At 74.4% G+C, this 23,565-nt stretch carries 22 protein-coding genes, 1 tRNA gene and 1 riboswitch; of the genes, 15 read left to right on the top strand and 8 right to left on the bottom strand.

Annotated elements, in window-relative coordinates; genetic code table 11:
* Nucleotides 1-26: 26 nt before the first annotated feature.
* Nucleotides 27-2,267, bottom strand: a complete 2,241-nt coding sequence (locus AC1UE5_RS21270; RefSeq protein WP_482927316.1) for a transglycosylase domain-containing protein — start codon at nucleotides 2,265-2,267, stop codon at nucleotides 27-29.
* Between the two features lie 106 nt (nucleotides 2,268-2,373).
* Between AC1UE5_RS21270 and AC1UE5_RS21265 the strand changes: the two genes are divergently transcribed.
* The 4 genes from AC1UE5_RS21265 to AC1UE5_RS21250 are packed head-to-tail and all read left to right on the top strand — an operon-like array spanning nucleotide 2,374 to nucleotide 6,177.
* Nucleotides 2,374-3,579 carry a mannosyltransferase family protein gene (locus tag AC1UE5_RS21265; protein ID WP_482927314.1) on the top strand — a complete coding sequence of 402 codons (1,206 nt, stop codon included), beginning with the start codon at nucleotides 2,374-2,376 and terminating at the stop codon, nucleotides 3,577-3,579.
* Nucleotides 3,561-4,256 carry an HAD family hydrolase gene (locus tag AC1UE5_RS21260; protein ID WP_482927312.1) on the top strand — a complete coding sequence of 232 codons (696 nt, stop codon included), beginning with the start codon at nucleotides 3,561-3,563 and terminating at the stop codon, nucleotides 4,254-4,256. Before AC1UE5_RS21265 ends, AC1UE5_RS21260 begins: the two co-directional genes overlap by 19 nt.
* A 7-nt stretch (nucleotides 4,257-4,263) precedes the next feature.
* The gene (locus AC1UE5_RS21255; RefSeq protein WP_482927310.1) at nucleotides 4,264-5,187 is read left to right on the top strand and encodes a CPBP family intramembrane glutamic endopeptidase; all 924 of its coding nucleotides are present in this window, start codon (nucleotides 4,264-4,266) and stop codon (nucleotides 5,185-5,187) included.
* A 12-nt stretch (nucleotides 5,188-5,199) separates the two neighbouring features.
* Nucleotides 5,200-6,177 carry a L,D-transpeptidase family protein gene (locus AC1UE5_RS21250; RefSeq protein WP_482927308.1) on the top strand — a complete coding sequence of 326 codons (978 nt, stop codon included), beginning with the start codon at nucleotides 5,200-5,202 and terminating at the stop codon, nucleotides 6,175-6,177.
* 6 nt (nucleotides 6,178-6,183) lie between these two features.
* Here AC1UE5_RS21250 and AC1UE5_RS21245 read toward each other — a convergent pair whose 3' ends face one another.
* Together AC1UE5_RS21245 and AC1UE5_RS21240 are read right to left on the bottom strand one after the other, a co-directional pair.
* A complete protein-coding gene (locus tag AC1UE5_RS21245; RefSeq protein WP_482927306.1) occupies nucleotides 6,184-7,098 on the bottom strand; it encodes a glycosyltransferase family 2 protein in 915 nt (304 codons plus the stop codon).
* Nucleotides 7,095-7,865, bottom strand: a complete 771-nt coding sequence (locus AC1UE5_RS21240) for a hypothetical protein (RefSeq protein WP_482927304.1) — start codon at nucleotides 7,863-7,865, stop codon at nucleotides 7,095-7,097. Before AC1UE5_RS21240 ends, AC1UE5_RS21245 begins: the two co-directional genes overlap by 4 nt.
* Nucleotides 7,866-8,009: 144 nt before the next feature.
* On the opposite strand from AC1UE5_RS21240, the gene AC1UE5_RS21235 reads away from it, so the two are divergent.
* From AC1UE5_RS21235 to AC1UE5_RS21225, 3 genes are all read left to right on the top strand, one after another.
* A complete protein-coding gene (locus AC1UE5_RS21235; RefSeq protein ID WP_482927302.1) occupies nucleotides 8,010-8,732 on the top strand; it encodes a class I SAM-dependent methyltransferase in 723 nt (240 codons plus the stop codon).
* On the top strand, nucleotides 8,729-10,300 hold the full coding sequence (locus tag AC1UE5_RS21230) for a hypothetical protein (RefSeq protein WP_482927300.1): 1,572 nt from the start codon (nucleotides 8,729-8,731) through the stop codon (nucleotides 10,298-10,300). The genes AC1UE5_RS21235 and AC1UE5_RS21230 overlap by 4 nt, the downstream gene beginning before the upstream one ends.
* 84 nt (nucleotides 10,301-10,384) lie before the next feature.
* Complete coding sequence (locus AC1UE5_RS21225; protein WP_482927298.1) at nucleotides 10,385-11,146, top strand: methyltransferase domain-containing protein; 762 nt, start codon at nucleotides 10,385-10,387, stop codon at nucleotides 11,144-11,146.
* On the opposite strand, the gene AC1UE5_RS21220 is transcribed toward AC1UE5_RS21225, so the two are convergent.
* Nucleotides 11,147-12,235 carry a carboxylate-amine ligase gene (locus AC1UE5_RS21220; RefSeq protein WP_482927296.1) on the bottom strand — a complete coding sequence of 363 codons (1,089 nt, stop codon included), beginning with the start codon at nucleotides 12,233-12,235 and terminating at the stop codon, nucleotides 11,147-11,149.
* Between the two features lie 20 nt (nucleotides 12,236-12,255).
* Between AC1UE5_RS21220 and pyrE the strand changes: the two genes are divergently transcribed.
* Nucleotides 12,256-12,807 carry an orotate phosphoribosyltransferase gene (pyrE, locus tag AC1UE5_RS21215; protein WP_482927294.1) on the top strand — a complete coding sequence of 184 codons (552 nt, stop codon included), beginning with the start codon at nucleotides 12,256-12,258 and terminating at the stop codon, nucleotides 12,805-12,807.
* Here the strand turns inward: pyrE and AC1UE5_RS21210 are convergent.
* Nucleotides 12,804-14,282 carry an MFS transporter gene (locus AC1UE5_RS21210; RefSeq protein ID WP_482927292.1) on the bottom strand — a complete coding sequence of 493 codons (1,479 nt, stop codon included), beginning with the start codon at nucleotides 14,280-14,282 and terminating at the stop codon, nucleotides 12,804-12,806. The genes pyrE and AC1UE5_RS21210 overlap by 4 nt on opposite strands.
* A 114-nt stretch (nucleotides 14,283-14,396) precedes the next feature.
* Here AC1UE5_RS21210 and AC1UE5_RS21205 point away from each other — a divergent pair, with 114 nt between their 5' ends.
* The 3 genes from AC1UE5_RS21205 to AC1UE5_RS21195 all read left to right on the top strand — a co-directional run bounded on the left by AC1UE5_RS21205 (nucleotide 14,397) and on the right by AC1UE5_RS21195 (nucleotide 17,260).
* Nucleotides 14,397-15,044, top strand: coding sequence for a TetR/AcrR family transcriptional regulator (locus tag AC1UE5_RS21205; protein ID WP_482927290.1), 648 nt, complete (start codon nucleotides 14,397-14,399; stop codon nucleotides 15,042-15,044).
* Between the two features lie 85 nt (nucleotides 15,045-15,129).
* Entirely contained in the window at nucleotides 15,130-15,762 is a 633-nt protein-coding gene (locus AC1UE5_RS21200) for a DedA family protein (protein ID WP_482927288.1), read from the top strand.
* A gap of 157 nt (nucleotides 15,763-15,919) precedes the next feature.
* Nucleotides 15,920-17,260, top strand: a complete 1,341-nt coding sequence (locus tag AC1UE5_RS21195) for a hypothetical protein (protein WP_482927286.1) — start codon at nucleotides 15,920-15,922, stop codon at nucleotides 17,258-17,260.
* Here the strand turns inward: AC1UE5_RS21195 and AC1UE5_RS21190 are convergent.
* Nucleotides 17,257-18,009 (bottom strand): peptidoglycan-binding domain-containing protein, encoded by a 753-nt coding sequence (locus AC1UE5_RS21190; RefSeq protein ID WP_482927284.1) that lies wholly within the window; start codon nucleotides 18,007-18,009, stop codon nucleotides 17,257-17,259. The two genes, AC1UE5_RS21195 and AC1UE5_RS21190, sit on opposite strands and share 4 nt — an antisense overlap.
* A gap of 31 nt (nucleotides 18,010-18,040) precedes the next feature.
* Nucleotides 18,041-18,209, bottom strand: a riboswitch (cyclic di-AMP (ydaO/yuaA leader).
* A gap of 100 nt (nucleotides 18,210-18,309) precedes the next feature.
* Here AC1UE5_RS21190 and AC1UE5_RS21185 point away from each other — a divergent pair.
* The gene (locus AC1UE5_RS21185) at nucleotides 18,310-18,945 is read left to right on the top strand and encodes an HAD family hydrolase (RefSeq protein WP_482927282.1); all 636 of its coding nucleotides are present in this window, start codon (nucleotides 18,310-18,312) and stop codon (nucleotides 18,943-18,945) included.
* An 11-nt stretch (nucleotides 18,946-18,956) separates the two neighbouring features.
* Here AC1UE5_RS21185 and AC1UE5_RS21180 read toward each other — a convergent pair.
* Together AC1UE5_RS21180 and AC1UE5_RS21175 are read right to left on the bottom strand one after the other, a co-directional pair.
* Nucleotides 18,957-19,030, bottom strand: a tRNA-Arg gene (locus AC1UE5_RS21180).
* The gene (locus tag AC1UE5_RS21175; RefSeq protein WP_482927280.1) at nucleotides 19,021-19,593 is read right to left on the bottom strand and encodes a helix-turn-helix domain-containing protein; all 573 of its coding nucleotides are present in this window, start codon (nucleotides 19,591-19,593) and stop codon (nucleotides 19,021-19,023) included. Before AC1UE5_RS21175 ends, AC1UE5_RS21180 begins: the two co-directional genes overlap by 10 nt.
* Nucleotides 19,594-19,642: 49 nt before the next feature.
* On the opposite strand from AC1UE5_RS21175, the gene AC1UE5_RS21170 reads away from it, so the two are divergent.
* From AC1UE5_RS21170 to AC1UE5_RS21160, 3 genes are all read left to right on the top strand, one after another.
* A complete protein-coding gene (locus tag AC1UE5_RS21170) occupies nucleotides 19,643-20,593 on the top strand; it encodes an alpha/beta fold hydrolase (RefSeq protein WP_482927278.1) in 951 nt (316 codons plus the stop codon).
* 70 nt (nucleotides 20,594-20,663) lie between these two features.
* Nucleotides 20,664-21,860 (top strand): L-lactate dehydrogenase, encoded by a 1,197-nt coding sequence (locus AC1UE5_RS21165; RefSeq protein WP_482927276.1) that lies wholly within the window; start codon nucleotides 20,664-20,666, stop codon nucleotides 21,858-21,860.
* Nucleotides 21,857-23,518: an acetolactate synthase large subunit gene (locus AC1UE5_RS21160; protein ID WP_482927274.1), complete on the top strand. Its 1,662-nt coding sequence runs from the start codon at nucleotides 21,857-21,859 to the stop codon at nucleotides 23,516-23,518. Before AC1UE5_RS21165 ends, AC1UE5_RS21160 begins: the two co-directional genes overlap by 4 nt.
* Nucleotides 23,519-23,565 lie beyond the last annotated feature (47 nt).

Genomic DNA, 23,565 nt, shown 5'->3' with positions numbered 1-23,565 from the left:
TTTCTCGCTGGAGTGTCGCCGAAGTTCTACTGACCCGTGGCCGCGCCGGCGGGCGACTGCGTCTGCGGGGTGCCCTGTGGCGGGGTCTCGTACAGGTCTGGGTCGTACCCGGCGGTGCCGTTCCCACCACCGCCGTTGCCGCCGCCACCGGTTCCGCCGGCGCCGCCCGTGCCACCGGCCCCGCCCCCGCCGCCGCCGCCGGTGCTCGTGCTACCGCCGGTCGCGTCCTGGCCGCCGGTGCCGTTGCCGCCGTTCGCCGGGTCCTGCGTCGTGCCGCCGGTCGTGCCGGTGCCGGTGCCGGTGCCGAAGCTCTCGTCGTCGTCGCCGCCAGGGGCGCCGGTCGAGGCGTACTTGCCGAAGAACGGCGCCGCCTTGAACGCGGTCTTCGGCTTCGGGAACTCGCCGCAGCCCCGCTTGACCGACTTCATGTAGCGGCCCCAGATCTCCGACGGGTACGTGCCGCCAGCGACCGAGATCGGCGTCACCGGCGGGTACATCTCCACGCGCTTGGTCGGGAAGCCGACCCACACGGCGGTCGCGAGGTTCGGCGTGTAGCCCGCGAACCACGCGTCGGTGTGGTTGTCGGTCGTGCCCGTCTTGCCGGCGGCCGGGCACCCGATCTGCGCCTTCGTGCCGGTGCCGCTGGTCATGTTCTGCTTGAGGATGTCGGTGGCCTTCGCCGTGACGCCGTCGGTGAACGCGCGGTGGCGGCGCGGCTTGCCGAGGTTCTCCACGTGGCCGTCGGGGAAGCGGACGCTCGTGATCGCGATCGGCCGGTTGCGCCAGCCGCCGGACGCGATCGTCGCGTAGGCGTTCGTCATCTCCAGCGGCGTGCAGCACTTGGCGACGCCGCCGAGGATCTCCGCCGGCAGGCCCTGGAGCGGCGACCTGATGCCCATGTCGCGCGCCGCCTGCTTGACCGCGTCCGGGCCGAGGTCGAGGCCGAGCTGCATGTACACCGCGTTGTCCGACTTCAGCGTCGCGCGGACGAGGTTCATCCGCCCGCCGTACGTGTTGTCGTACGTCTTGGTGTCGATCTTGCCCCACTTGGGGTCGGTGAACGTCAGCTTCTTCGAGGTGTACGAGGTGCTCTCGGGCGAGACGCCGCGGTCGAGCGCGGCCATCAGGCCCATGGTCTTGAACGTCGAGCCCGGCTGGCGCTTGCCCTGCGTGGCGAGGTTGAACTTCGTCTCGGCGTAGCTGGCCGAGGAGGCCATCGCGAGGATGCGGCCGTTCTTCGGGTCGACCGTGACGACCGCCGACTTCGGCGCGTTCGGGAAGCTGAGCACGGAGCTGATCGCCTCACGGGCCTTGCGCTGCATGCCGAGGTCGATCGTCGTCCGGATGCGCAGGCCGCCGCGGCGCACGCGCTCGGCGCCGTACTTGTCGATCAGCTCCTGGCGGACGTAGTCGAAGAAGAAGCTCTCGCGGCGCTGCGTGTAGTACTTGCTCTCCTCGACGCCGAGCGGCTTGGCGATCGCCTCCTCGGCGGTCGACTGCTGGATCATCCCCAGCTCGGCCATCTTGCGGAGCACCTGGTTGCGGCGCGCCTCGGCGCGCTCGGGGTGCTGGTACGGGTCGTAGGCCGAGGGCGCCTGCGGCATGCCGGCGAGCATCGCCGCCTCGTGCAGCTCGAGCAGGCGCGCGGGCTTGTTGAAGTACGCGCGGGCCGCGGCCTGGACGCCGATCAGCTCCTGCCCGCCGACCGTCCCGTACGGGACGTTGTTGATGTACTTGTTGAGGATCCAGGACTTGTCGTGGACGTTCTCCAGCTCCTCGGCGAGCTTGGCCTCGTGGAGCTTGCGCTTGAACGTCCGCTCCTTGGAGATGTAGAGCGTGCGGACGAGCTGCATCGTCAGCGTCGAGCCGCCCTCGACGGTCTCGCCCGACTCGATGTTCTTGAACGCGGCGCGGATCACGCCCTCGAAGTCGACGCCCTTGTGGCGGTAGAAGCGCTCGTCCTCGATCGCGACGGTCGCTTCCTTCATCGTCTGCGGGATCGAGCTGCTGGGGATCGGCTGGCGCAGCACCTGCGACTGGATGAAGCCCAGGCGCGTGCCGTCGGCGGCGTAGACGACCGAGGAGGAGCCCTGGTCGATCGGCTTCAGCTCGCTCAGCTCCGGCGCCGAGTTCGCCAGCGCGACCACGTAGCCGACCGCCCCGATCCCGCCGATCCCGGCCACGGCGAAGAGCACGCCGAAGACGAGGAAGATCGGCCCGACGCCGCGCCGCTTGCGACGCCGCCGCTCACGCGAGAGACGCGACATACGACCCCCATTCTGGCAGGGGCGTGCGGGTCCTCTCGCGGGGACCGCTCTTGCACCCTTGCAGCTCGACCGGCGGACCAGGCCGCGATCGGCCACCATGGGCCCGGTGACGACCCTCGCGACGCTCGCCAGAACGGCCGCCGTGCGCGACGCCTGGCAGGCGTTCTGGCTCTCCCGCCTCGTGGTGCTCGCCGGCGGCCTGTGGGCCGTCCTCGCGTGGGGCGTGCGGGAGGACAACGCGCAGGCGTTCGACCCGACCGGGCTGACCGCGCCGTTCGGCGCGGCGGCCAACGACCTCGTCGCGCCGTTCGCGCGCTGGGACGCCGTCTGGTTCCTCAACATCGCCGACGACGGCTACCTCGAGCACGAGCCGAACCGGACCGCGTTCTTCCCGCTCTACCCGCTGATGATCCGCGCGGGCGGGTGGATCGTGGGCTCGCAGCTGGTCGCGGGGATCCTGATCTCGCTGGCGTGCCTGTTCGCGGGGCTCGTGCTGCTGCACGAGCTCGTCGCGCTGGACCACGGCCGCGACGTCGCACGCTGGACGGTGCTGCTGATCGCGTGCCTGCCGGGCGGGCTGTGGTTCTCGGCGGTCTACAGCGAGGCGCTCTACCTCCTGCTGTCGGTGGCGGCGGTGTACTTCGCGCGGACCGACCGCTGGGCGTGGGCGGGCTGCGCGGGCGGGCTGGCGGCGATGTCGCGCAGCGCCGGGATCGTGCTGCTCGTGCCGCTCGTGTGGATGTGGTGGCGCGGCGGCGGCCGCCGGCGGCTCACCGACCTCGCGTGGACGGCCCTCATCCCGGCGGGCGTGCTCGCGTTCTCGGTCGCGCTGGCGGCGGCGGGCCAGCCGTTCCTCGCGCCGTTCGATGCACAGGAGGCGTGGTCGCGGGCGTTCGCGGGGCCGTTCGGCGCGGTGCCCGACGCGCTCGACGCGGGCTGGGACGGGCTGACGGCGCTCCGGAACGGCGACCCGGCGCCCGACGGGGCGTTCGACCTGCGCAAGCTCAACCTCTGGCTGCTCGGCGTGCTGGCCGCGACGCTCGTGGCGCTCGTCGGCGCGATCCGGCGGTTCCCCGCGGCGTACTGGCTCTACTGCCTCGCGGCGCTCGCGCTCCCGCTCTCGTACCCGGTCGACGGCCATCCGTTGATGTCCCTGCCACGCTTCGTGGCGGTGCTCTGGCCGCTCCACCTCTGGCTGGCCCTCGTGCTCGTCCGCCGCGGGCCCGCGGTGCGCTGGGCCGTGCTCGCCGTCGCGCTGGCCGGCCTGGCCGCGGTGAGCGGCGAGGTCGCGGCGTGGGGGTGGGTCGCGTGAGCGCGGGCGGGCGGGTGTCGGGTCTGCTGCTCGACGCGCTCGGGACGCTCGTCGAGCTGCCGCCGCCCGCCCCCGCGCTGCGTGAGGAGCTCGCGGCGGTCGGCGTGAAGATCCGCGAGAGCGAGGCCGCGTGGGCGATGGGCGCGGAGATCGCGTTCTACCGCCAGCACCTGCAGCACGCGTCCGACGCGGAGGGCCTGGCGGTGCTGCGCGAGCGCTCGACGCAGGCGCTGCGCGAGGCGCTCCCGGCCCACGCGCGCGACGTGCCCGACCTGCAGGCGATCCTCCTGCGCGCGCTGCGCTTCCGCCCGTACCCGGAGGTCCCGGCGACGCTCGCGCGGTGGCGCGCCGACGGACTGCGGCTGGTCGTCGTGTCGAACTGGGACGTCTCGCTGCACGAGGTGCTCGACGCGACGGGCCTGACGCCGCTGCTCGACGGCGTCGTGGTGTCGGCCGAGGCGCAGGTGGCCAAGCCGGACGCGCGGCTCTTCGCGCTCGGCCTCGAGGCGGCGGGCGTCGACGCGGGCGAGGTGCTGCACGTCGGCGACACGTACGAGGAGGACGTGCTGGGAGCGCGGGCGGCCGGCATCGAGCCGGTGCTCGTCGTGCGCGACGGGAGCGCGCTGCGCCAGGACGTGCGGAGCGTGCGGTCGCTGGACGAGCTGCAAGTACGCTGAGCCGCGCGTGACCTCCACCACGTGGGACAGCCGGCCCGAGATGCCGGACAACGTGCCGCCGCCCGGTTCGCCGGGGGCGCCGCCGGCCCCGGACGGCAAGCTCCCACAGGCGCCGTGGCGCGTGTGGATGGGCCTCGCCGCGCTGCCGCTCGCCGTCTTCGTCGCGTCGGTCGCCGGGCTGATCGTGTTCGTGGTCGCCGCCGCCGCGGGCGGGGACTTCGACGACACGCCGCCGGCGGCGAACCTCACCGCGACGTTCCTGCAGGACGCGATCTTCATCCTCACCGCGCTCGTGCTGGCGCGGAGCGTCGGCTTCCCGCGCCGCGAGCTGTTCGGCATGGTGCGTCCGCGCGGCTGGTCGACGCTCGGCTGGACGGCGCTCGCCTACGTCACGATCCTCTTCGCCGGCGCGCTCATCGCGACGATCTTCGGCGTCGGGCAGGAGGAGCAGGACGAGGTGCTCGACAGCCTCGGGCTCGACGAGGGCTGGGGCTACGTCGCCGCGGCCGCCGTGATGGTGACCGTCGCGGCGCCGCTCGCCGAGGAGCTCCTGTTCCGCGGCTTCATCTTCCAGAGCTTCCGCCAGCGCATCGGGACCATCTGGGGCGCGATCGCCAGCGGCGCGATGTTCGGCGCCATCCACATCACGAACTACGACGGCGACAACTGGGAGGTCGTGGCGGCGTCGGTGCTCACGCTCGCGCTGCTCGGCACGGTGTTCGCGCTGCTGACGGCCAAGACCGGCTCGCTGCTGCCGGCCATCGCGCTGCACGCGTTCAACAACTCCGTCGCCTTCGGGACGATGCAGGACTGGGACTGGCAGATCGCGCCGCTGGCGGTGGCCTCGATCACCGTCTGCATGGGGCTGGCGATGTACGCCATCCGCGCCTGGCCGTCCGCTCCCGCCCCGGCGCACCCGATCCCGGGGTAGCATGGCGGCGCCTTGAAGCGCCGCACCCTCGCCTCCACCGCCCTCGTCTCCGGACTCGTGGCCGCGCCGGCAGCGGCGCAGACGCCGCAGACGCCGACGCCCGCCCCGGCCCCCGCGCCGGCGCCCGCTCCCGCACCGCCGCCGGCCGGGAAGCTCACCATCGCCACCGAGCGCGACAGGACCGTCGTCGCGCGCAGCTCGTTCCGCGTCGTCGGGCGCCTCACACCCGCCACGCCGGGCCAGAAGGTCACCGTCCGGCTCTACCGCGGGACGAAGAAGCTCGCCGCCAAGTCGGTCACCGCCGGCAAGGACGGGCGCTTCAAGCTGCGGATGACCGCACGGACGTCCGGCGGCGTGACCCTGCGTGCGTCCCACCGCGCGACGGCGGAGCTGGGGACGGCGCGCGCCAAGTCGGTCTCGCTCGACGTCCTCCCGCGCAGCGTCGCGGGCGGCGCGCGGGGGCCGGCCGTGCGGCTGCTCCAGAAGCACCTGAAGAAGCGCGGCTACGTGATCGGCCAGGCCGGCCTGCTCGACGCGCGCACGGCGCGGGCGGTGCTCGCGTTCCGCAAGGTCAGCGGGATGCCGCGCACCAGCACCGCCGACGTCGGCGTGATGCGGCGGCTGGCCAGCGGCGGTGGCTACTTCAAGGTCCGCTACCCCAAGCACGGCAAGCACATCGAGGGCGACCTCTCCCGCCAGGTCATCGCGCTGATCAACGGCAGGAAGGTCGAGCGGATCTACCACACCTCCTCGGGCGCGCCCGCGACCCCGACCGTGACCGGCAACTACCGCTTCTACCTCGCGCAGCCGGGCTACAACTCGAAGGAGATGTACTACTCCAAGTACTTCATCCGCGGGTACGCGATCCACGGTTACAAGTCCGTCCCGGTCTTCAACGCGAGCCACGGCTGCTTCCGCGTCCCGCTCGCGGACGCCAAGTCGATCTACGACTGGATCAACATCGGCGATCGGATCGACGTCTACCGCTGACGCGGGCTAGGGGCGCGGGCCGGTGCGGCCCGCGATCCCGTCCCGCCAGCCGTCGAGGACCGCGCGGAGCGCCGGGCCGCGCTGCGGGCGGCCGGCGGCCTGGAGCGCGAAGGTGGCGAGGACGACCGCGCGGCGCCCGGCGGTGCCGAGGCGGCCGAGGGGGCGGTGGCGCTCGCTGACCGCGAGCGTGTTGCGCGCGCCGTAGTAGAGGTTGTGGGTGGAGGCGAGCTCGCCGCCGGTGGAGCCCGAGACGCGGTGCCACGCGCGGGCACCGGGGACGAAGAGCACCGCGAAGCCCGCGGCGCGCAGGCGCACCGACCACTCCAGGTCCTCGACGTACGCGAACAGGTCCTCCTCGAGCATCCCGCAGGCCGCGATCGCGCGCGCCGAGACGGCCATCAGCGCGCCCGTCGCGCGGCCGGTCGGCTCGACGCGAGAGAGCTCGGGCGCGTCCGGCTTGCCGTAGCCCCGCACGCGCCCGTGGTAGCCGAGTCCCAGGTGGACGCCGCCGCCCGCGTACCAGAGCCGCTCGGTGCCGTCGTCGAAGAAGACCTTGCCGGCCAGCGCGCCCGCCTCAGGGTGGTCGGCGGCCGCCGCGGCGAACGCCGCGAACGTCTCCGGCTCCACGCGCGCGTCGTTGTTGAGCAGCACGACCCACTCGGCGCCCCGCTCCAGCGCGTGCCGGATGCCCGCGTTGTTGCCGCCCGCGTAGCCGAGGTTCGCCCCGGTCTCCACGACGTCGGCCCACGGCGCCTCCGCGCGCACCGCGTCCGGTGTCCCGTCGACCGAGCCGTTGTCGACGACCACGACGGCGACCTCCGGCTGCCCTTCCCGCACCGCCTCCAGCGACGCCAGGCACCGCAGCGTGTCCTCGCGGCCGTTCCAGTTGAGGACGACGACCCACCAGCGCGCGCCGCTCACGTGGTGCCCCACGCCAGCTGCTCGAGCGTCCGCCGCAGCTCGGGGTCGCCGTCGGCGAAGTCCCGCGTGCGGTTGTCGGAGATCAGGAGGTTCGGCTGGTCGCCGGTGCGGTACGTGCCGGACGCGAGGAACTCGTCGGGCCCGTAGCCGACGCCGTCGCGCCCGGCGACCACGAGCCGCAGGCCGCGGGCCTGCACCTGCCGGCTGAGGCTGCGCCGCCCGTTCTCCAGCGCCCACGCGTCGCTCTTGCGGCGGATGCGCGGCCAGTGCAGCTCCAGCGCGAGCTCCCGCGCGATCGTGAAGCCGGTGGTGCGGATGTGCGGGTTGGGGAACGGGGTGAACCGCGGGACGCGCACGACCTTCAGCGGCAGCGGCGCCGGGCTGAGGAGGCTCTCCCACGAGCCGGTCGCGCCGACCAGGCCGACGTCGGGCGCCGCGTGACGCACGAGCAGCTCCAGCCACCCGTCCGCCTGCACCTGCGAGTACGAGTTGAGGAAGACGAACCGCTCCGCGTCGACCTCGCCGACGACGCGGCGGTACGCGTCGAGGTCCTGCACCGGCGCGTCGAGGTGGAGCTCCTCGTCGCCCAGGCCGCCGAGCGCCGCGCGGGCTTCGGCGCGCTCCGCGTCGGAGCCGAAGCCGTTGAAGACGAGGAGCAGCCGGTGATCCCGCCCCGCCGGGTGCGCGGAGTACGCTTCGGCGAACCGCTCAACCGGCTTGCGCCCGAGCGGTCCCCACAGCAGATGCACGACGCACAGCTCAGCCACGACACGCCGTCCTCGCAGACGGCAGGCGCCGAGTGCTGGATCTGCGGCACGGCCTCTTCACCGCACCCACGCTATCCAGGCACCGGCCTGTTCCGTTGTCCGGCCTGCGGGTTCGGCTTCCTTCCGGAGCGGACGCCCGAGGAGATGCGCGCGTTCTACGGCGACGAGTACTTCGCGCGGTACTCGCCGACGGGGGGATACGAGGAGACGGCCGACGATCGCCGGCACGACGCCGAGGTCCGCGGCGCGCTGCTCGGCGCTCGCGCCGCGCCGGGCGACCTGCTCGAGATCGGCTGCGCCTCCGGGTACTTCCTGGCGGAGGCGCTCGCGCGGGGGTTCACGTGCGAGGGGATCGAGCCGTCGCCGTCGGAGGCCGCGCGCGCACACGAGCGCACGCAGGTCCCGGTGTTCGCCGGGACCGTCGAGGAGGCGGACCTCGCGGACGGCTCCAAGGACGTGGTCTGCGCCTGGCACGTCCTCGAGCACATCGTCCGGCCGGTCGCGACGCTGCGCCGGCTTCGGCAGACGCTGCGCCCGGGCGGCACGCTGCTCCTCGAGGTGCCGAACGCCGGCAGCCGCATGGCGGCGCGTCAGGGCGAGCGGTGGCTGCACCTCGACCTGCCCCACCACGTCTGCCAGTTCACGCCCGGCTCGCTCGGCCGCGCGCTGACCGACGCGGGCTTCGCCGACGTCGAGCTGGAGACCGTGTCGGGCTGGACCTACGCGCTGCCCACCGCCCGCCGCTCGCTCCGCGGCCTCGCGGCGCAGGCCAAGGACACGGCGACGATCCGCCTGCCGCTCGGCCGCCCGGACCCGACGCGCCACGAGCTGCTCCGCGCGGTCGCCCGCGTGCCCGCCGGCCGGTGAGCCTGTCCGGCGCCCAGACGGGGCCGCGGCGCGAGCCGCTGGTCCTCGACGAGGCGAGCGCGGGCCGGGCGTCCGTGATCGTGGCCGCCGGGTTCCTGCTCAGCACGGTGCTGAGCGGCGTGCTCGGACTGCTGATCGGCATCGTCCTGGGCGAGACGCCCGAGACCGACGCTCTGCTGTCCGCCTACTCGCTGTACCTCGTCTTCACGCTGTTCGGCGCCAACCTCCGGGTGGCGCTCGTGCCGATCGTGGGCTCGACCGCCGACGAGCCGGCGTTCCGGCGGCGGGCGGAGGACGTCGCCCGGCGCCTCTCGACGCTCGGCGCCGTCCTGGCGCTGGGGCTGCTCGTGCTGTCGCCGGCGCTCGGCCACCTGCTCGTCGCGGGGATCGACGACGCGCGGCCGGACGTCGCGGGCTGGACGCTCGCGCTGCTCGCGGTGGCGTCGTACTGCCAGATCGCTGCAGCGTCCATGGGCTCGGTGCTCGCGGCTGCGCGCCGCTTCACCGGCAGCGCTGCGCTCTACGTCGCGGGAGCGGCCGTCACCGTCGCGACGGCCGCGGCGTTGATGCCGGCGTTCGGGGCGATCGGCGCCGCGATCGGCGTGCTGGCGGGGGCGATCCTCCTGTACGCCGGCCACGTCGCGCTGCTGCGGCGCCACGACCTCCACCCCCGCCCGGGCGTCTCGCTCGCGCTCCAGCGCCGCACGTGGCGACTTGGTGGCGCGGCGGCCGCCGGCGCCTCGACCCCGCTCGCGTACCAGGCGATGCTCACGATCGCGCTCGCCGCGCTGAGCGGCCCGGTCGGCACGGTGACGGCCTACTCGTACGCGTACTTCTTCGCCGCGCTGCTCAGCACCGTCACGGCGGCCTCGATCGGCTTCGTCACGATGCCCAACCTCGTCGCCGACCTCGAGCGGCGCCCGGCCGCGGCGGCGCGGGACTACCTGCGCGCGGTGAGTCCGGTCGGGGTGCTGCTCTACGTCCCGCTCGGCGCTGCCGCCGCGACGTTCGGGCGCCCGGTGCTCGACGCGGTCCTCGACGGCCCGCTGGGGGTCGAGACGGTCGATCTGCTCTGGGACCTGCTGCGCATCTTCACCGTCGTCGTGCTCTTCTGGGTGGTCCTGACGCCGGTGCCGACGCTGGCGCTCGCGCTCAAGCGGTTCCGCCCGCTGGCGCTGATCGCGGTGGTGTCGCTGCCCGTGCAGGCGGCGCTCGTCACGGTGCTCGACGGGGTCGGCGGGCCGACGTGGGTCGCGGTCGCGCACGGGGCGGTGACGATCGCCGTGGCGGTTGCAGCGGGCGGCGTCGTGTTCGGCGCGGGCACGCCAGCCGCCCTCGGCGACGCCTTCCTGCGCGTGGCGCCTGGCGTGGCCTTGGCGGGCCTCTTCCCCCTCCTGGCGTGGGCCGTGCCGGCGGACGGCGTTGTCGTCGCGATCGCGCTCTCCGTGCTCGGGGTCGGGCTGTACCTGGCCGCCGCGGCGCTCGTCTGGCCGGCCGTCGCCCGTCCGCTGATGCGCCAGCTTCTCGGAATCGCGCGGAGAACCCACCGCACAGCTCCCGCGGGTTGACGCGGGCGAGGCCCTTCCGCCTACATACCGGCGGTGCCTCCGGGGAGAGCGGAACTCGGCCGCTACGGCAGCGACGCGCCGAGGATGAGCACCCTCGAGGCCGCGTACCGCCGCGCGAGGTTCCGGATCGGCGCGCGGATCCTCAGCGAGCCGCGCGCGCTGCGGCGGCACCGGCAGGCGCTCGCCGAGCGGTTCGTCGCCGGCAGCGGGGTGGAGATCGGCGCTCTGCACCTCCCGCTCCCGCTCCCGTCCGGCGCGCGGGTCGCCTACGTCGACCGGTTCGACACGGCGAGCCTGCGCGAGGCGTACCCCGAGATGATGGGCACGCCCATCGTCGACGTCGACGTCGTCGACGACGGCGAGACGCTGACCACCCTCGGCGACGCGTCGCAGGACTTCGTCATCGCCAACCACTTCTACGAGCACACGCAGGACCCGATCGGGACGCTCGCCAACCACCTGCGCGTGGTGCGGCCGGGCGGGACGCTCTTCATGGCGATCCCGGACAAGCGGCGGACGTTCGACGTCGACCGCCCGGTCACGCCGCTCGAGCACGTCGTCCGGGATCACGTGGAGGGGCCTCAGTGGTCCCGCCACCAGCACTTCGAGGAGTGGGCGCGGCTCGTCGACCGCGTGCCCGAGGAGGAGGTCGCGGCCCGCGCCGCGCGGCTGGAGGCCGAGGACTACTCGATCCACTTCCACGTGTGGGTGCCCGGCGCGTTCATCGAGCTGCTCGAGCACGCGCGGCGGGCGGTCGGGCTGCCGTTCGAGCAGGAGGCCGTCCACCAGGCGCTGCACGAGTTCGTCGTCGTGCTGCGCCGGACCGACGGCCCGATCCCTGCGTAGCTAGGCCGGGGCGAACGCCTCGGCGGCCAGCTCGCTGAGCACCGCCGGCATCCCGCCGCGCTCGAACGCGGCGCGCCGCCGGCTCGCGCCGTTGCCCTCGCGCACGATGCGCTCGATCTCCTCCAGCTCGGGCGCGTCGGTGTGGCGGCGCGCGAGGCGGAGCGCGCGACCGGCCACCTCGGGCACGCTGCGCAGCGCGCCGTCGAACCAGATCGTCGCGTCCAGCCCGTCACGCGCGGCGCGGAAGCTCGACTCCATCAGCACGCCGCTCTCCTCGGCCGGGCGCGGGCTGCTGATCTCCTGGAGCGTCAGGCCGTGGATGAGCGCCGCCAGACCGGCGACCGCCCCGAGATCCGACTGCGCGTCCATCGCCCGGACCTCGACCGTCCCGATCTTCGGGTGCGGCCGCACGTCCCACCACAGGAACGTGTAGTCGGCGATCTCCGCGGACGAGACGACCTTGTCGATCATCCGCTCGTAGTCGTCGTAGCCGCGGAAGGCGGGCGGGATGACCGAGCGCGGGTAGGCGCGGAACATCTGCGCGCGGGCGCTCTGGAAGCCGCTGTCCAGGCCGTACCAGTAGGGCGAGTTGGCGGCCAGCGCCTGCAGCAGCGGCAGGTGCCGGCGCAGCCCGTTGTAGGCGATGATCGCGGTGGCGGGATCGGGCATGCCGACGTGGACGTGGGTCGCCGCCGTGGGCGTGCGCGTGATGAGGCCGCGGAGCGTGTCGACGATCGCGGCGTAGCGCTCGTCCTGCACATGGACGACGTCGCCGAACGCGGCGGCGGGATGCAGGCCCGCGCCGATCACCGCGGCGCCCGCCTCGTGGACGGCGGTGCGGAGCGCGCGCAGGTGGGCGACCGCTTCGCCGGCGGTGGCGCTGACGGGCGACTTCAGCTCCAGCTCGGCCTCGTAGACGTCCGGCGCGTAGCGGCCGTGGGGCGAGTCCTGCGGCAGCCGCGGGAGCAGCTCGCTCAGCGTGTGCGAGAGCGCGTGCGTGTGCGGGTCGACCAGGAGCAGCTCCTCCTCGACGCCCAGCCGGTAGGACGGCCCGCGGCCGAAGTTGACCTCCGGGATGCCGTGGGCCATGGGCCGTACAGTACGCGCCGATGTCCGCCCGCGACCGTCTCATCGCCCAGCTGCGCGAGCATGCGCTCGTGATCGGCCGCGTCACGCTCACCAGCGGCGCCGAGGCCGAGTACTACGTCGACGCCAAGCGCGCCATCCTGCTGCCCGAGGGCTTCCGCGCCATGGGCGAGCTCGTCGCCGACGCCGCGCGCGAGTGGGGCGCGACCGCCGTGGGCGGCATGACGATGGGCGCCGACCCCGTCGCGTGCGCCGCGCTGGCCGGCGGCGCCGACGTCAAGGCGTTCTTCGTCCGCAAGGAGGCCAAGGCCCACGGCCTCCAGCGGCGCGTCGAGGGCCCCTTCCTCACCGACGAGGACCGCTGCGTCGTCGTCGAGGACGTCGTCACCACCGGCGGCTCCACCGTCAAGGCGATCGAGGCGCTGCAGGCCGAGGGCCGCACGATCGTCGGCGTCGTCTCCGTGCTGGATCGCCTCGCCGGCGGCGGGGCGCGGATCGAGGCGGCGGCCGGCGCGCCCTACCGGCCGCTCGCGACGATCGACGACGTCTACCCCGAGCGCCCCGACCGCTCCTAGGCGGGCACCGCCTCGCGGGGCGCCTCACCGGGCGCGCCATGGGCCGCCGGCCGGGTGTCGGCGCGGAGCAGCAGGCCGGTGACGACGCCGCCCACCGCGAAGATGCCGGCAGCCCACCAGAAGCCGGTGACGTAGCCGTCGACCGCGGCCTGGGCGAGCGTCGCCGGCGACGGGCCGCCGTGGCTCGTCACGTAGTCGCTCACCGCGGTGGCCGCCATCGTGCTCAGCAGGGCGGTGCCGATCGAGCCGCCGACCTGCTGCGACGTGTTGACCATCGCGGACGCGACGCCGGTCTCGCGCGGGGCGACGCGGGAGGTGGCGGTGTTGATCGCCGACGCGACGATGAGGCCGAAGCCGACCCCGAGGAGGATCAGCGAAGGCATCACGTGCGTCCAGTACGAGGTGTCGACGCCGATGCCGGTCAGCAGCACCATCGAGGTCGCCGCCAGCGCCATCCCCAGCGGCACGAGCGGCTTGGCGCCCGTCCGCGCGAGGATCCGCGTCGACACGAGCGTCGCGGTGACGATGATCGACAGGTTCATCGGCATGAAGGCGACGCCGGTCTCGAGCGCGCTCAGGCCCTTCGTCTGCTGCAGGTAGAACGTCAGGAACAGGAAGACGCCGAAGATCCCCGCGCCGGAGACGGCGACCGCGAGGTAGGAGCCGCCGCGGTCCCGGTCGGTGACGATGTGGAGCGGGAGCAGCGGGTGCTTGACCCGCGTCTGCAGCGCGACGAACGCCGCCAGCAGCACCACCGCGCCGCCGAGGAAGGCCAGCGTCGTCGCGTCGCCCCAGCCCTCGGTCTCCGCGTGCGCGAGGCCGTAGACCAGCGCGAAGAGGCCGGTCGACGCGGTCAGCACGCCGGGGATGTCGAGCTTCGGCCGCTGCTGCACCGGGACGTGGTGGAGCAGGCGCGTGCCGCCGATCGCCGCCGGCACCGCGAACGCGATCGAGACGTACAGGCACCAGCGCCAGTCGAGCCACTCGGTCAGCGCCCCGCCGAGCAGCAGGCCGACCGCACCGCCGGCGCCGGCGATCGCGCCGAAGACCGCGAACGCCTTGCCGCGCTCGGCCGGCTCGGTGAACGTCGTCGCCAGCAGCGACAGCGCGGCCGGCGCGAGCATCGCGCCGAACACGCCCTGCAGCGCGCGGGCGCCGACGAGCAGGCCGAACGACTGCGCCGCCCCGCCGAGCGCCGAGGCGCCCGCGAAGCCGAGCAGGCCGACGACGAACGTCCACTTGCGGCCGAAGAGGTCGGCGATGCGGCCGCCGAGGAGCAGGAGCGAGCCGAAGGCCAGCGCGTAGGCGGTGATCACCCACTGCCGGTCGTCGTCGGAGAAGCCGAGCTCCTGCTGCGCGGACGGCAGCGCGATGTTCACGATCGTCACGTCCAGCACGACCATCAGCTGGGCGACGGCGATGACGGCGAGGATCAACCAGCGCCGCTCGTGGTGCGGGTCTGCGGTGGGTGGCATGGCGGGCAGTCCTTGGCGGAGAGGGGGTTGTGGAGATGAGATCTCCGGTTCCGGTTCGCGGACGGTAGCACAAGTGGAGATCCCATCTCCACTCCGGTGGTAGGTTCTGCCTGGATGTCCTCCGCGCCCCTCCGCGCCGATGCCGAGCGCAACCGCCGCAAGCTGCTCGACGCCGCCCGCGAGCTCTACGCCGAGCAGGGGCTCGACGTGACCCTCGACGACGTCGCGCGCCACGCCGGCGTCGGGACGGGCACCGCGTACCGGCGCTTCAAGAACAAGGGCGAGCTGATCGAGGCGCTGATGGTCGAGCGCGTCGGCGAGCTGGTCGCGGTGGCCGAGGGGTGCCTGGACGAGCCCGACCCGTGGGTCGCGCTGACGGCCTACTGCGAGCGCGTGCTCGCGCTGCAGGCCGCCGACCACGGTCTCAAGCAGATCATGTTCAGCGGGGACGCGATCAGCCCGAAGGTCGCCGCCGAGCGGGCCCGGCTGGGGCCGATCGTCACCGAGCTCGTGCGGCGCGCGGTCGACGCGGGTGAGGCACGCCCGGACCTGCGCCCGACGGACATGCCGCTGGTCAACATCATGCTCAGCACGCTCGTCGACTTCGGGCGCGACCACGAGCCGGATCTCTACCAGCGCTACCTGGCGATCATGCTCGACGGGCTTCGCGCCGAGGGCCGCCCGCGCGTGCCGCTCCCCCGCGAGGCCCCGCCGATCCCGCGCTTCATCGAGATGCTGAACGCGTGGAAGCGTCGGCGCTGACCGCGCCGCTGGTCTCGTCGTAGTCCCGGCGGCCTGGCACCGCCCCGGCGGCCGGTGCTCGGGCGCCTGCCACACTGCCCGGCTCATGCCGACTGCCACCGCCGTGCTCGCCCTCTCGTTCCAGGAGGTGCTGCGCGACCTCGGCTACGCCGGGCTCTTCCTGCTCCTCCTCGCGGAGACGATCTTCCCGCCCATCCCGTCGGAGGCGATCCTGCCGCTCGCCGGGTACTTCGTCGAGCAGGGCGACTTCAACTTCCTGCTCGTGCTGCTGACCAGCACCGCGGGTTCGGTGACGGGCGCGATGGTGCTGTACGAGCTGTCGCGCCGCGGCGGGCGGCCCTTCGCGGACCGCTTCCTGCGCTTCGCGCGGATCGATCCGGCCAAGCTCGACGACGCCGACGACTGGTTCGCGCGGCGCGGTACGATGGTCGTGCTCGTCGGGCGCTGCATCCCGGGCGTGCGGTCGCTCGTGTCGGTGCCGGCGGGCCTGCTGCGCATGTCGCGGGCGCGGTACCTGACGTTCACGACGATCGGCTCGCTCGTGTGGAACACGTTCCTCGTGACGCTCGGCTACGTGCTCGGCACGCAGTGGGAGAACGTGTCCGACTGGATCGGCCCGCTGTCGAAGCCGCTGCTCGCGGTCGTCATCGTCGGCGGCGGCGCGTTCCTGCTCTGGTGGGGCCTCAAGCACCGCCAGCCGCGCACCGACGACGCCTGAACGTCCACGCGCCAGGAGCGCGTTCCAATGCGGGATCCCGTCGTTCCACGAGCGGCAACGCGCCAATCGGCATTGCAGTGCTCAAGTTCGCTTCCGCGCTGCCGACGAAGGGGTCGTGACGTTCGTGCGGCGGGGGCTGCGAATCGCAACAGGCACGGTGGCCGTTCCAGCCATCGGCATCGCGCTGCTCAGCGCGGGTGAGATGGCCGGCGTCCTCCGGGACGGCGGTGACCGGTCGAACGGCGCGAGCGCCGACAACGGCGCGATCGTCCTCCCGGCCGCCGAGCGCCAGGCCGCGCTCGACCGCGCCGCGCGCAGCGTGCCGGTCCGCGTCGTCGCCTCGGTGCCCGAGACGCCCGCGGCGAGCGACACGCCTTCCTCCTCTTCCTCCGACGACGCCGCGCCGCGCGACGGGTCGGACCGTGCCGACCGCCGCACCGGCCGCTCCGGCGACGCGTCGGCCACGCCCGGGCGCGGGACGGTCACGGGCGACGAGCCGGTCCGCGCGCCCGCTCCGGCCGCCAAGGCCGCGCCGGCTGCGGCGATCGAGCCGACCGCGACGGCTGCCGCGGCGACCACGCCGTCCGCCGGTGGCGGCCCGATCACGGCGGCCGCGCTCCGCAAGCTGCGCCTGAAGGTCAAGACGCTCGAGCGCATCCCCGCGACGGAGACGGCGCCGGAGGCGCTGCAGCTCGGCGTGTCGGTGCTCGACGCGGCGAACGGGCAGCCCGCCGCCGGGATGCCGCAGACGATGTCCGTGAAGGTCGCCGTGCCGGACGACGAGCAGCGCAAGAGCGTCGCCGGCGGCGCGTCGTCGCTGCACGTGCGCCTCGCGATGCTCGACTCCCGCGGCAACCCCGGCGACGCGCCGCTGACGGCCGCGAACACCAACCTGCGCGTGCGGCTGGCGTTCAGCGCCTCCGAGGTCGACAAGCCCGTGCTCAAGCGCACGGCGGCGGTCGACCAGGCGGTCAGCAGCACGCTCCACGTCTGGGTGCCGCTCGCGCCCGCGGAGGAGCCCGCGCCCACCGAGCCGGGCAAGCCGGTCGATCCCGGGCAGCCGGGCGATCCGGGTGAGCCGGGGCAGCCCGGTGAGCCGGGCGGCCAGCCCGCGCCGGAGCCCACGCCGGAGCCGCTGCCCGTCGAGGACCCAGAGGAGACGCCCGAGGACGCCGAGACGGCGCCGGACGCCGCTCCCGCCATCGACGTCGTCGTGCCGGTGAGCGTCCTGACGCCCGGCGAGTCCAGCTCGCACGAGGTCGAGGTCCCGGTCGCCGATCCGTCCGCGCCCGAGCCGTCCGCGCCGGTCGTGGTCGAGGTCGAGGGCAGCGAGCCCAACCCGGAGCCCGGCACCGAGCCGCAGCCGGACCCGGTGACCCAGCCGACGACCGACCCGGCGGCCGCTCCGACGGCCGACGCGACGGCCCCGGCCGACGCGGCCGCCCCGGCCGACGCAACCGCCCCGGCCGAGGAGCCCGCGCCGAGCCCCGGCGGCTAGAGCCCCGCCGGGTGGCGGACGGTGTAGCCCCGCGTGGAGCGCTCGTCCTGCCGCCAGCGCGGGCCCTTCTCGCCGCTGCCGGACGTGTCGAAGCGGAGCCCGGCGATCACGACGTACGCGTGCGAGCCGTGCGCGTAGACCGTGATCCACTCGCCCTCGCCGGCCTCGCCGAAGCGCGTCAGGCCCGACGAGTCGAGCGGCATCGTCAGCGCGCCCGCGCCGTGGAGCGCGTACGAGACGGCACCCGAGCAGTCGTAGCCGCTGTCCTCGAGCCGGCCGTGGCCGCCGCCGTACCGGTACGGCCTGTCGGTGATGGCGTTCGCCGCCGCGATGGCCGCCTTCACCTCGGCCGGCGCGTCAGCGGGGGCGATCGCGGTGCGGCCGTCGTCGCTCAGCGTCGCCTTGCCGGCGCTGCTGCTCTGCGTCTCGACGGTGGACGGCGCGCTCCGCCGCTCGCGGTAGGCGACCTTCGCCTGCGCGCGGAGCTTCTGCGCGTCCGCGGGGGACAGCCGCCCGTCGACCCGCAGGCTGTGCTGCCGCTCGTACGCCCGCACGGCGCGGACGGTCTTCGCGCCGAAGTGGCCGTCGACTTCCGTGGTGATGCCGACGTAGCCGAGCCAGCGCTGCAGGACGCGGACGTCGCGTCCGGTGTCGCCGCGGCTCAGGGTCTGGTCGCCGAACCTCGCCGCGGCGGGCGCGGCGGGGAGGAACGTCAGGGCGCTCAGGGCACCGGCGAGCGCAGCGCTCACCCGGACCGGAACGTGGTGGGGCACAGGGACCTCTCTCGCTTTCCATGCGCTTCCGGGGTGAGCTGACGGGCTCGCGCTGGAAGCTGCGCTACGCGGGCGCCCTGGCCCGCGATTCGCCCCGTGCGCCGGCGTCGCCGCCGGCACGAGTGGTTCCCCCGGCCGCCCCGCATGCCCGCGAAGCGGTTCAGCATCGTTGTCTCTCCGCCTTCGACACACCCCCCTCGCGAGAGTTGCGGTGCGCGGTCACCGGTCCACCGCGGCCGGACCGTTATACGTAGTACGCTCGCGCCCGGCGACGCGATGAGAGCCCACGTCTTCGACATGGACGGCACGCTGCTGCACGGCACGACCGCGCCGGCGCTGCTGGCCGCGGCGCTCGGCCGGTCCGAGGGGCTGGCGGCGATGGAGGCGCGCTTCGCCGAGGGCGCCGCGACGGCGGTCGAGTTCGCGCGCGAGCTGCACGGCATGTGGGGCGTCGTCGATCCCGCGGTCGCGCAGCGGGCGTTCGCCGCCGCGCCGCTCCTGGCCAACGTCGCCGAGGTGCTGCAGGACATCCGCCGGCGCGGCGAGCATGCGTGCCTGATCACGATGTCGCCCGACTACTTCGCCGAGCGGTTCCTCGACCTGGGCTTCGACGCCGTCTTCGCCTCCCGGTTCCCGCGTGCCGCCGGGGAGCCGCTGGACGAGGCGGGCATCCTCGACCCCGAGGACAAGCCGCGGCTGGCGGCGGCGTTCTGCGCCGAGCACGGCCTCACGATCCGCGACGCGATCGCGTACGGCGACTCGATGTCCGACGTCTTCCTCTTCCGCGAGGCCGGCGTGTGCGTGTCGGTCAATGGCGACCACCACCTCGCCGACCTCGCCGACGTGGCGGTCGAGGGCCGGGACCTGCTGCTGGCGTACCGCGCCGCACGGCGGCTCTGCGACGGCGCCTAGCGAACGAGAAGTGCCCCGAGCTGGAGTCGAACCAGCGGCCTACTCCTTAGGAGGGAGTCGCTCTATCCAGCTGAGCTATCGGGGCCGGTGCCCTTGCGGACCGGTCCGATGGTAGACGGGAAGCGGCTCGCCGTCAGGGTGGAAGAGGATCAGCACGTCCGCCGGCCCGCCCGCGCCGGCGAGCCAGTGGGGGCGCCAGGTGGGGAACTCGGCGGCCTCGCCGCGCTCCACCACGAGCTCGTGCTCCCCGAGCACGAGCCGCAGCCGACCGGCGAGGACGTAGAGCCACTGGTGCCCCTCGTGGCTGTGCAGATGGGGCTCCGCGTCCGGTGCGGCGCCCGGGACCGTGACGCGGTACGCGCGGCGGCCGTCCGGGCGCTCGTCGGCGAGCGGGATCCACGTGCGCCCGTTGCGCGCGGGCGTGGCGTCGCGCTCCGGACGCTCGCCCAGCAGCTCCTCCGGGGCCACGTCGAGCGCCGCCGCCAGCCGCTCGACATGACCGAGCGAGAGCTGCCGCGCGCCGGTCTCCAGCCGGCTGAGCGTGGAGGTCGCCATGTCCGCCGCGCGGGCCAGCGCGGCGACGGTGAGGCCGCGCTCGAAGCGCAGCTGGCGCAGGCGGGCGCGGGTCCGGTCCTCGAGCGTTGCCACTGTGGCAACACCGTAGGCACCCGCTCGTGGACCCGCCACGCTCGGAGGCATGAAGCACCTGGAGATCGAAGTCGACGGCGGCGTCATCCACGCCGTGGAGGAGGGCGAGGGGCCGCTGGTCCTGCTCGTGCACGGGTTCCCGGAGAGCTGGCGCTCGTGGCGTCACCAGCTCCCCGCGCTGGCCGCCGCCGGGTACCGCGCGGTCGCGATCGACGTGCGCGGCTACGGCGGCTCGCTGCGGCCGCCGGCGGTCGAGGCGTACCGGATGCTCGCGCACGTGGCCGACAACGTCGCGGTCGTCCGCGCGCTCGGGGCCGAGACCGCCGCGATCGTCGGCCACGACTGGGGCTCGCCGATCGCCGCGGCGTCCGCGCAGCTGCGGCCGGACGTGTTCACCGCGGTCGGCCTGATGAGCGTCGCGCACACGCCGCGCGCCCCGATGCGCCCGACCGACGCGTTCGCGCTGGCCGGCGGCGACGACGAGTTCTACATCTCGTACTTCCAGGCGCCCGGCCGGGCGGAGGCGGAGATCGAGCCCGACGTCCGCGGCTGGCTGCGCGGGTTCTTCACGGCGCTGACGGGCGGGAGCGGCGAGGACGGCGCGCTCTTCGCGATCCCCGCCGGCGGGCGGATGCGCGACCGCCTCCCGGGCGCCGACAGGCCGCTCCCCGCCTGGCTGAGCGAGGAGGAGCTCGACGCGTACGCGGCCGACCTCGGTACGTCGGTGTCCGGCGCGCTGGGCCGCTACCGCAACGTCGACCGCGACTGGGAGGACCTCGCGGCGTTCGACGGCGTTCCGATCACCCAGCCGGCGCTCTTCATCGCGGGCGCGGAGGACGTCTCGACGACCTGGCTGGCCGACGCGATCGCCGCGCACCCGCAGACGCTGCCAGGCCTGCGCGGCAACCACGTCCTCGACGGCGCCGGGCACTGGATCCAGCAGGAGCGGCCCGAGGAGGTGAACCGGCTGCTGGTGGACTTCCTCGTGGAGAACGTCTGAGAACGAGGGGCGCGGTTCGTGGGGTTCGGTGGTGCTGCGGGCGGCGTGGGCGTGCAAGGCTCTGCCGCGCATGCGCCTGAGCCCCGACCGTCCCCTCGGCGTCGCCCCGGCCACCGCCGGCGACTACCGCGAGCTGGCCCGGCGGCGGCTGCCCCGCCAGCTGTTCGACTACGTGGACGGCGGCGCGTACGACGAGGCGACGATGCGGGCGAACGTGCGCGACCTGCAGGACGTGCTGCTGCGGCAGGTCGTGCTGCGCGACGTCTCGGTCCGCGAGCAGCGCGTCACGGTGCTCGGGCAGGAGCTGGCGATGCCGGTGATCCTCGCGCCGGTCGGGCTCGCGGGCATGATGGCCCGTCGCGCGGAGGTGCAGGCCGCGCGCGCCGCCGCGGCCGCGGGCGTGCCGTTCGTCGAGTCGACGGTGTCGATCGCGTCCATCGAGGAGGTCGCCGCCGCGACCCCGCAGGCGCCGCCCTGGTTCCAGCTCTACGTCATGCGCGACCGCGCGTACGCGGAGGACCTGATCGAGCGCGCGCGGACCGCGAAGAGCCCGGTCCTCGTCCTCACGATCGACCTCGCCGTCGTCGGTGCGCGCCACCGCGACACGCGCAACGCGATGGTCGGGACGCCGTCGCCGTACGCCAAGCTCCGCCGCGCGCTCGATCTGGCGTCGCACCCGCGCTGGATCCGCGACGTCGCCATGCAGGGCAAGCCGCTCACGTTCGGCAACCTCGAGAAGGCGGTCCCGGGCGCGCGCACGCCCGAGGCGTTCAAGGCGTGGGTCGACGCGCAGTTCGACCCGTCGGTCACGTGGGATGACCTCGCGTGGGTGCGGGAGCGCTGGCCCGGCAGGCTCGTCGTCAAGGGCGTGCTCGACCCCGAGGACGCGCGCCGCGCGGCCGCGGCGGGGGTGGACGGACTCGTCGTGTCCAACCACGGCGGGCGCCAGCTCGACGCCGTGCCGTCGACCGCCCGCGCGCTCCCCGCCATCGCCGACGCGGTGGGCGACGAGCTGGAGGTGCTCGCCGACGGCGGCGTCCGCTCCGGCCTCGACGTCGTGAAGATGGCCGGCCTCGGCGCCCGCGCGGTGCTGATCGGCCGGCCGTGGGCGTGGGCCGTCGCCGCGCGCGGCGAGCGCGGCGTGCGCCACCTGCTGGACGGCCTGCGGGCCGACATCGACACCGCCCTCGGGTTGACGGGCAACACCACCATCGCGGACGTGGACCGCTCCGCCCTGCACCTGTCCCAGGAGACGCACCACCCATGACCACCGGCGCCCACGCGCTCCTCCGCACGCTCGTCGACGCCGGCGTGACGACGTGCTTCACGAACCCCGGCACGTCCGAGATGCACTTCGTGCAGGCGCTCGACTCGACGCCGCAGATGCGGGCGATCCTGGCGCTGTTCGAGGGCGTCGCGACCGGCGCCGCCGACGGCCACGCGCGGATGACCGGCACGCCCGCCGCGACGCTCCTGCACCTCGGCAGCGGCCTGGGCAACGGCGTCGCGAACCTCCACAACGCGCGCAAGGCGAAGACGCCGATGGTGAACATCGTCGGCGACCACGCGACCTACCACACGCAGTACGACGCGCAGCTGCAGTCGGACATCGAGACGGTCGCGCGCAACGTGTCGCCGGGCTTCGTGCGGACCTCGGCCAAGACGAGCGAGCTGGGCCAGGACGCGGCCGACGCGATCGCCGCCTCCTACGGCCCGCCCGGCCAGGTCGCGACGCTGATCCTGCCTGCGGACGTGTCGTGGTCGCAGGGCGCCACGCCCGGCAGCGTGCCCGAGCGTCCCGCGCCCCCGCGCGCGAGCGACGAGACGGTCGAGGAGATCGCCCGCGCCCTCCGCGACGGGGGCAGCGAGACCGTGCTCTTCCTCGGCGGCCGCGCCCTGCGAGAGCCGGGGCTCGTCGCGGCCGGCCGCATCGCCGCCGCGACGGGAGCGAGGCTGCTCGCCGAGGTCTTCCCGACGCGCATCGAGCGCGGCGCGGGGCTGCCGACCGTGGAGCGGCTCGCCTACCTCGCCGAGCTGGCGCAGGTGCAGCTGCGCGGCGTCAAGCGCCTCGTCCTCGTCGACGCCAAGGCGCCGGTCACCTTCTTCGCCTACCCGGGCAAGCCGAGCACGCTCGCGCCCGAGGGGAGCACCGTGCACGAGCTGGTCGCTCCGCACGAGGACGCCGTCGGCACGCTGGAGGCGCTCGTCGCCGCGCTCGACGCCGGGGGTCGCGCGGCGCCGCGGCAGGAGCGCGTCACGGTCCCGCGCCCGAGCGGCGCGCTGACCGCCGAGAGCGTCTGCCAGGCCGTCGCCGCGGTGCTGCCCGAGGGCGCGATCGTCTCCGACGAGGCGCAGACGTCGGGCGTGACGTTCGCGGCGGTGTCCGCCGGCGCGCCGCGCCACGACGTGCTCACGCTCACCGGCGGCGCGATCGGCCAGGGCCTGCCCGTCGCGCTCGGCGCGGCGGTCGCGTGCCCGGACCGCCCGGTCCTCGCGCTGCAGGCAGACGGCTCGGCGATGTACACCTTCCAGGCGCTGTGGACGATGGCGCGCGAAGGGCTGAACGTCACGGTCGTGCTGCTCAACAACCGCTCCTACGGCATCCTCAACATGGAGCTGCAGCGCACCGGCGCGGGCAAGCCCGGCCCGGTCGCCAAGTCCCAGCTCGACCTCTCCGGCCCCGACCTCGACTTCGTCGAGCTGGCCAAGGGCCTCGGCGTCCCGGCACGGCGCGTCGACGACGCCGGCGACCTCGCGACCTCGCTGGAGCACGCGTTCGCCGAGCCGGGCCCGCACCTGATCGAGACGGTCGTCCCGAGCACGGTGACGGGCCTGCGGCTGAAGGCGATGCCCTACGCGCTCAACGCGCTCGCCAAGCTCCCCGCGCCGGTCGCGCGCAAGATCAAGGCCTCCATCGCGCCCTGATGGGGGAATCCGCCCCTGGCGGATTCCCCCGGCGGTAGTTCGCCCCT

Source organism: Parviterribacter multiflagellatus (genome assembly GCF_056863265.1).
Note: the sequence above shows the minus strand (reverse complement) of the source record. Positions and strands in the feature narration are given on the sequence as shown.

Coding starts and splice junctions, on each gene's coding strand:
- AC1UE5_RS21270 (WP_482927316.1), bottom strand. CDS start 2,267: ATGTCGCGTCTCTCGCGTGAGCGGCGGCGTCGCAAGCGGCGCGGCGTC.
- AC1UE5_RS21235 (WP_482927302.1), top strand. CDS start 8,010: ATGCGCGCGTTCTACGGCGACGAGTACTTCGCGCGGTACTCGCCGACG.
- AC1UE5_RS21225 (WP_482927298.1), top strand. CDS start 10,385: ATGAGCACCCTCGAGGCCGCGTACCGCCGCGCGAGGTTCCGGATCGGC.
- AC1UE5_RS21220 (WP_482927296.1), bottom strand. CDS start 12,235: ATGGCCCACGGCATCCCGGAGGTCAACTTCGGCCGCGGGCCGTCCTAC.
- pyrE (WP_482927294.1), top strand. CDS start 12,256: ATGTCCGCCCGCGACCGTCTCATCGCCCAGCTGCGCGAGCATGCGCTC.
- AC1UE5_RS21210 (WP_482927292.1), bottom strand. CDS start 14,282: ATGCCACCCACCGCAGACCCGCACCACGAGCGGCGCTGGTTGATCCTC.
- AC1UE5_RS21205 (WP_482927290.1), top strand. CDS start 14,397: ATGTCCTCCGCGCCCCTCCGCGCCGATGCCGAGCGCAACCGCCGCAAG.
- AC1UE5_RS21200 (WP_482927288.1), top strand. CDS start 15,130: ATGCCGACTGCCACCGCCGTGCTCGCCCTCTCGTTCCAGGAGGTGCTG.
- AC1UE5_RS21185 (WP_482927282.1), top strand. CDS start 18,310: ATGAGAGCCCACGTCTTCGACATGGACGGCACGCTGCTGCACGGCACG.
- AC1UE5_RS21170 (WP_482927278.1), top strand. CDS start 19,643: ATGAAGCACCTGGAGATCGAAGTCGACGGCGGCGTCATCCACGCCGTG.
- AC1UE5_RS21165 (WP_482927276.1), top strand. CDS start 20,664: ATGCGCCTGAGCCCCGACCGTCCCCTCGGCGTCGCCCCGGCCACCGCC.
- AC1UE5_RS21160 (WP_482927274.1), top strand. CDS start 21,857: ATGACCACCGGCGCCCACGCGCTCCTCCGCACGCTCGTCGACGCCGGC.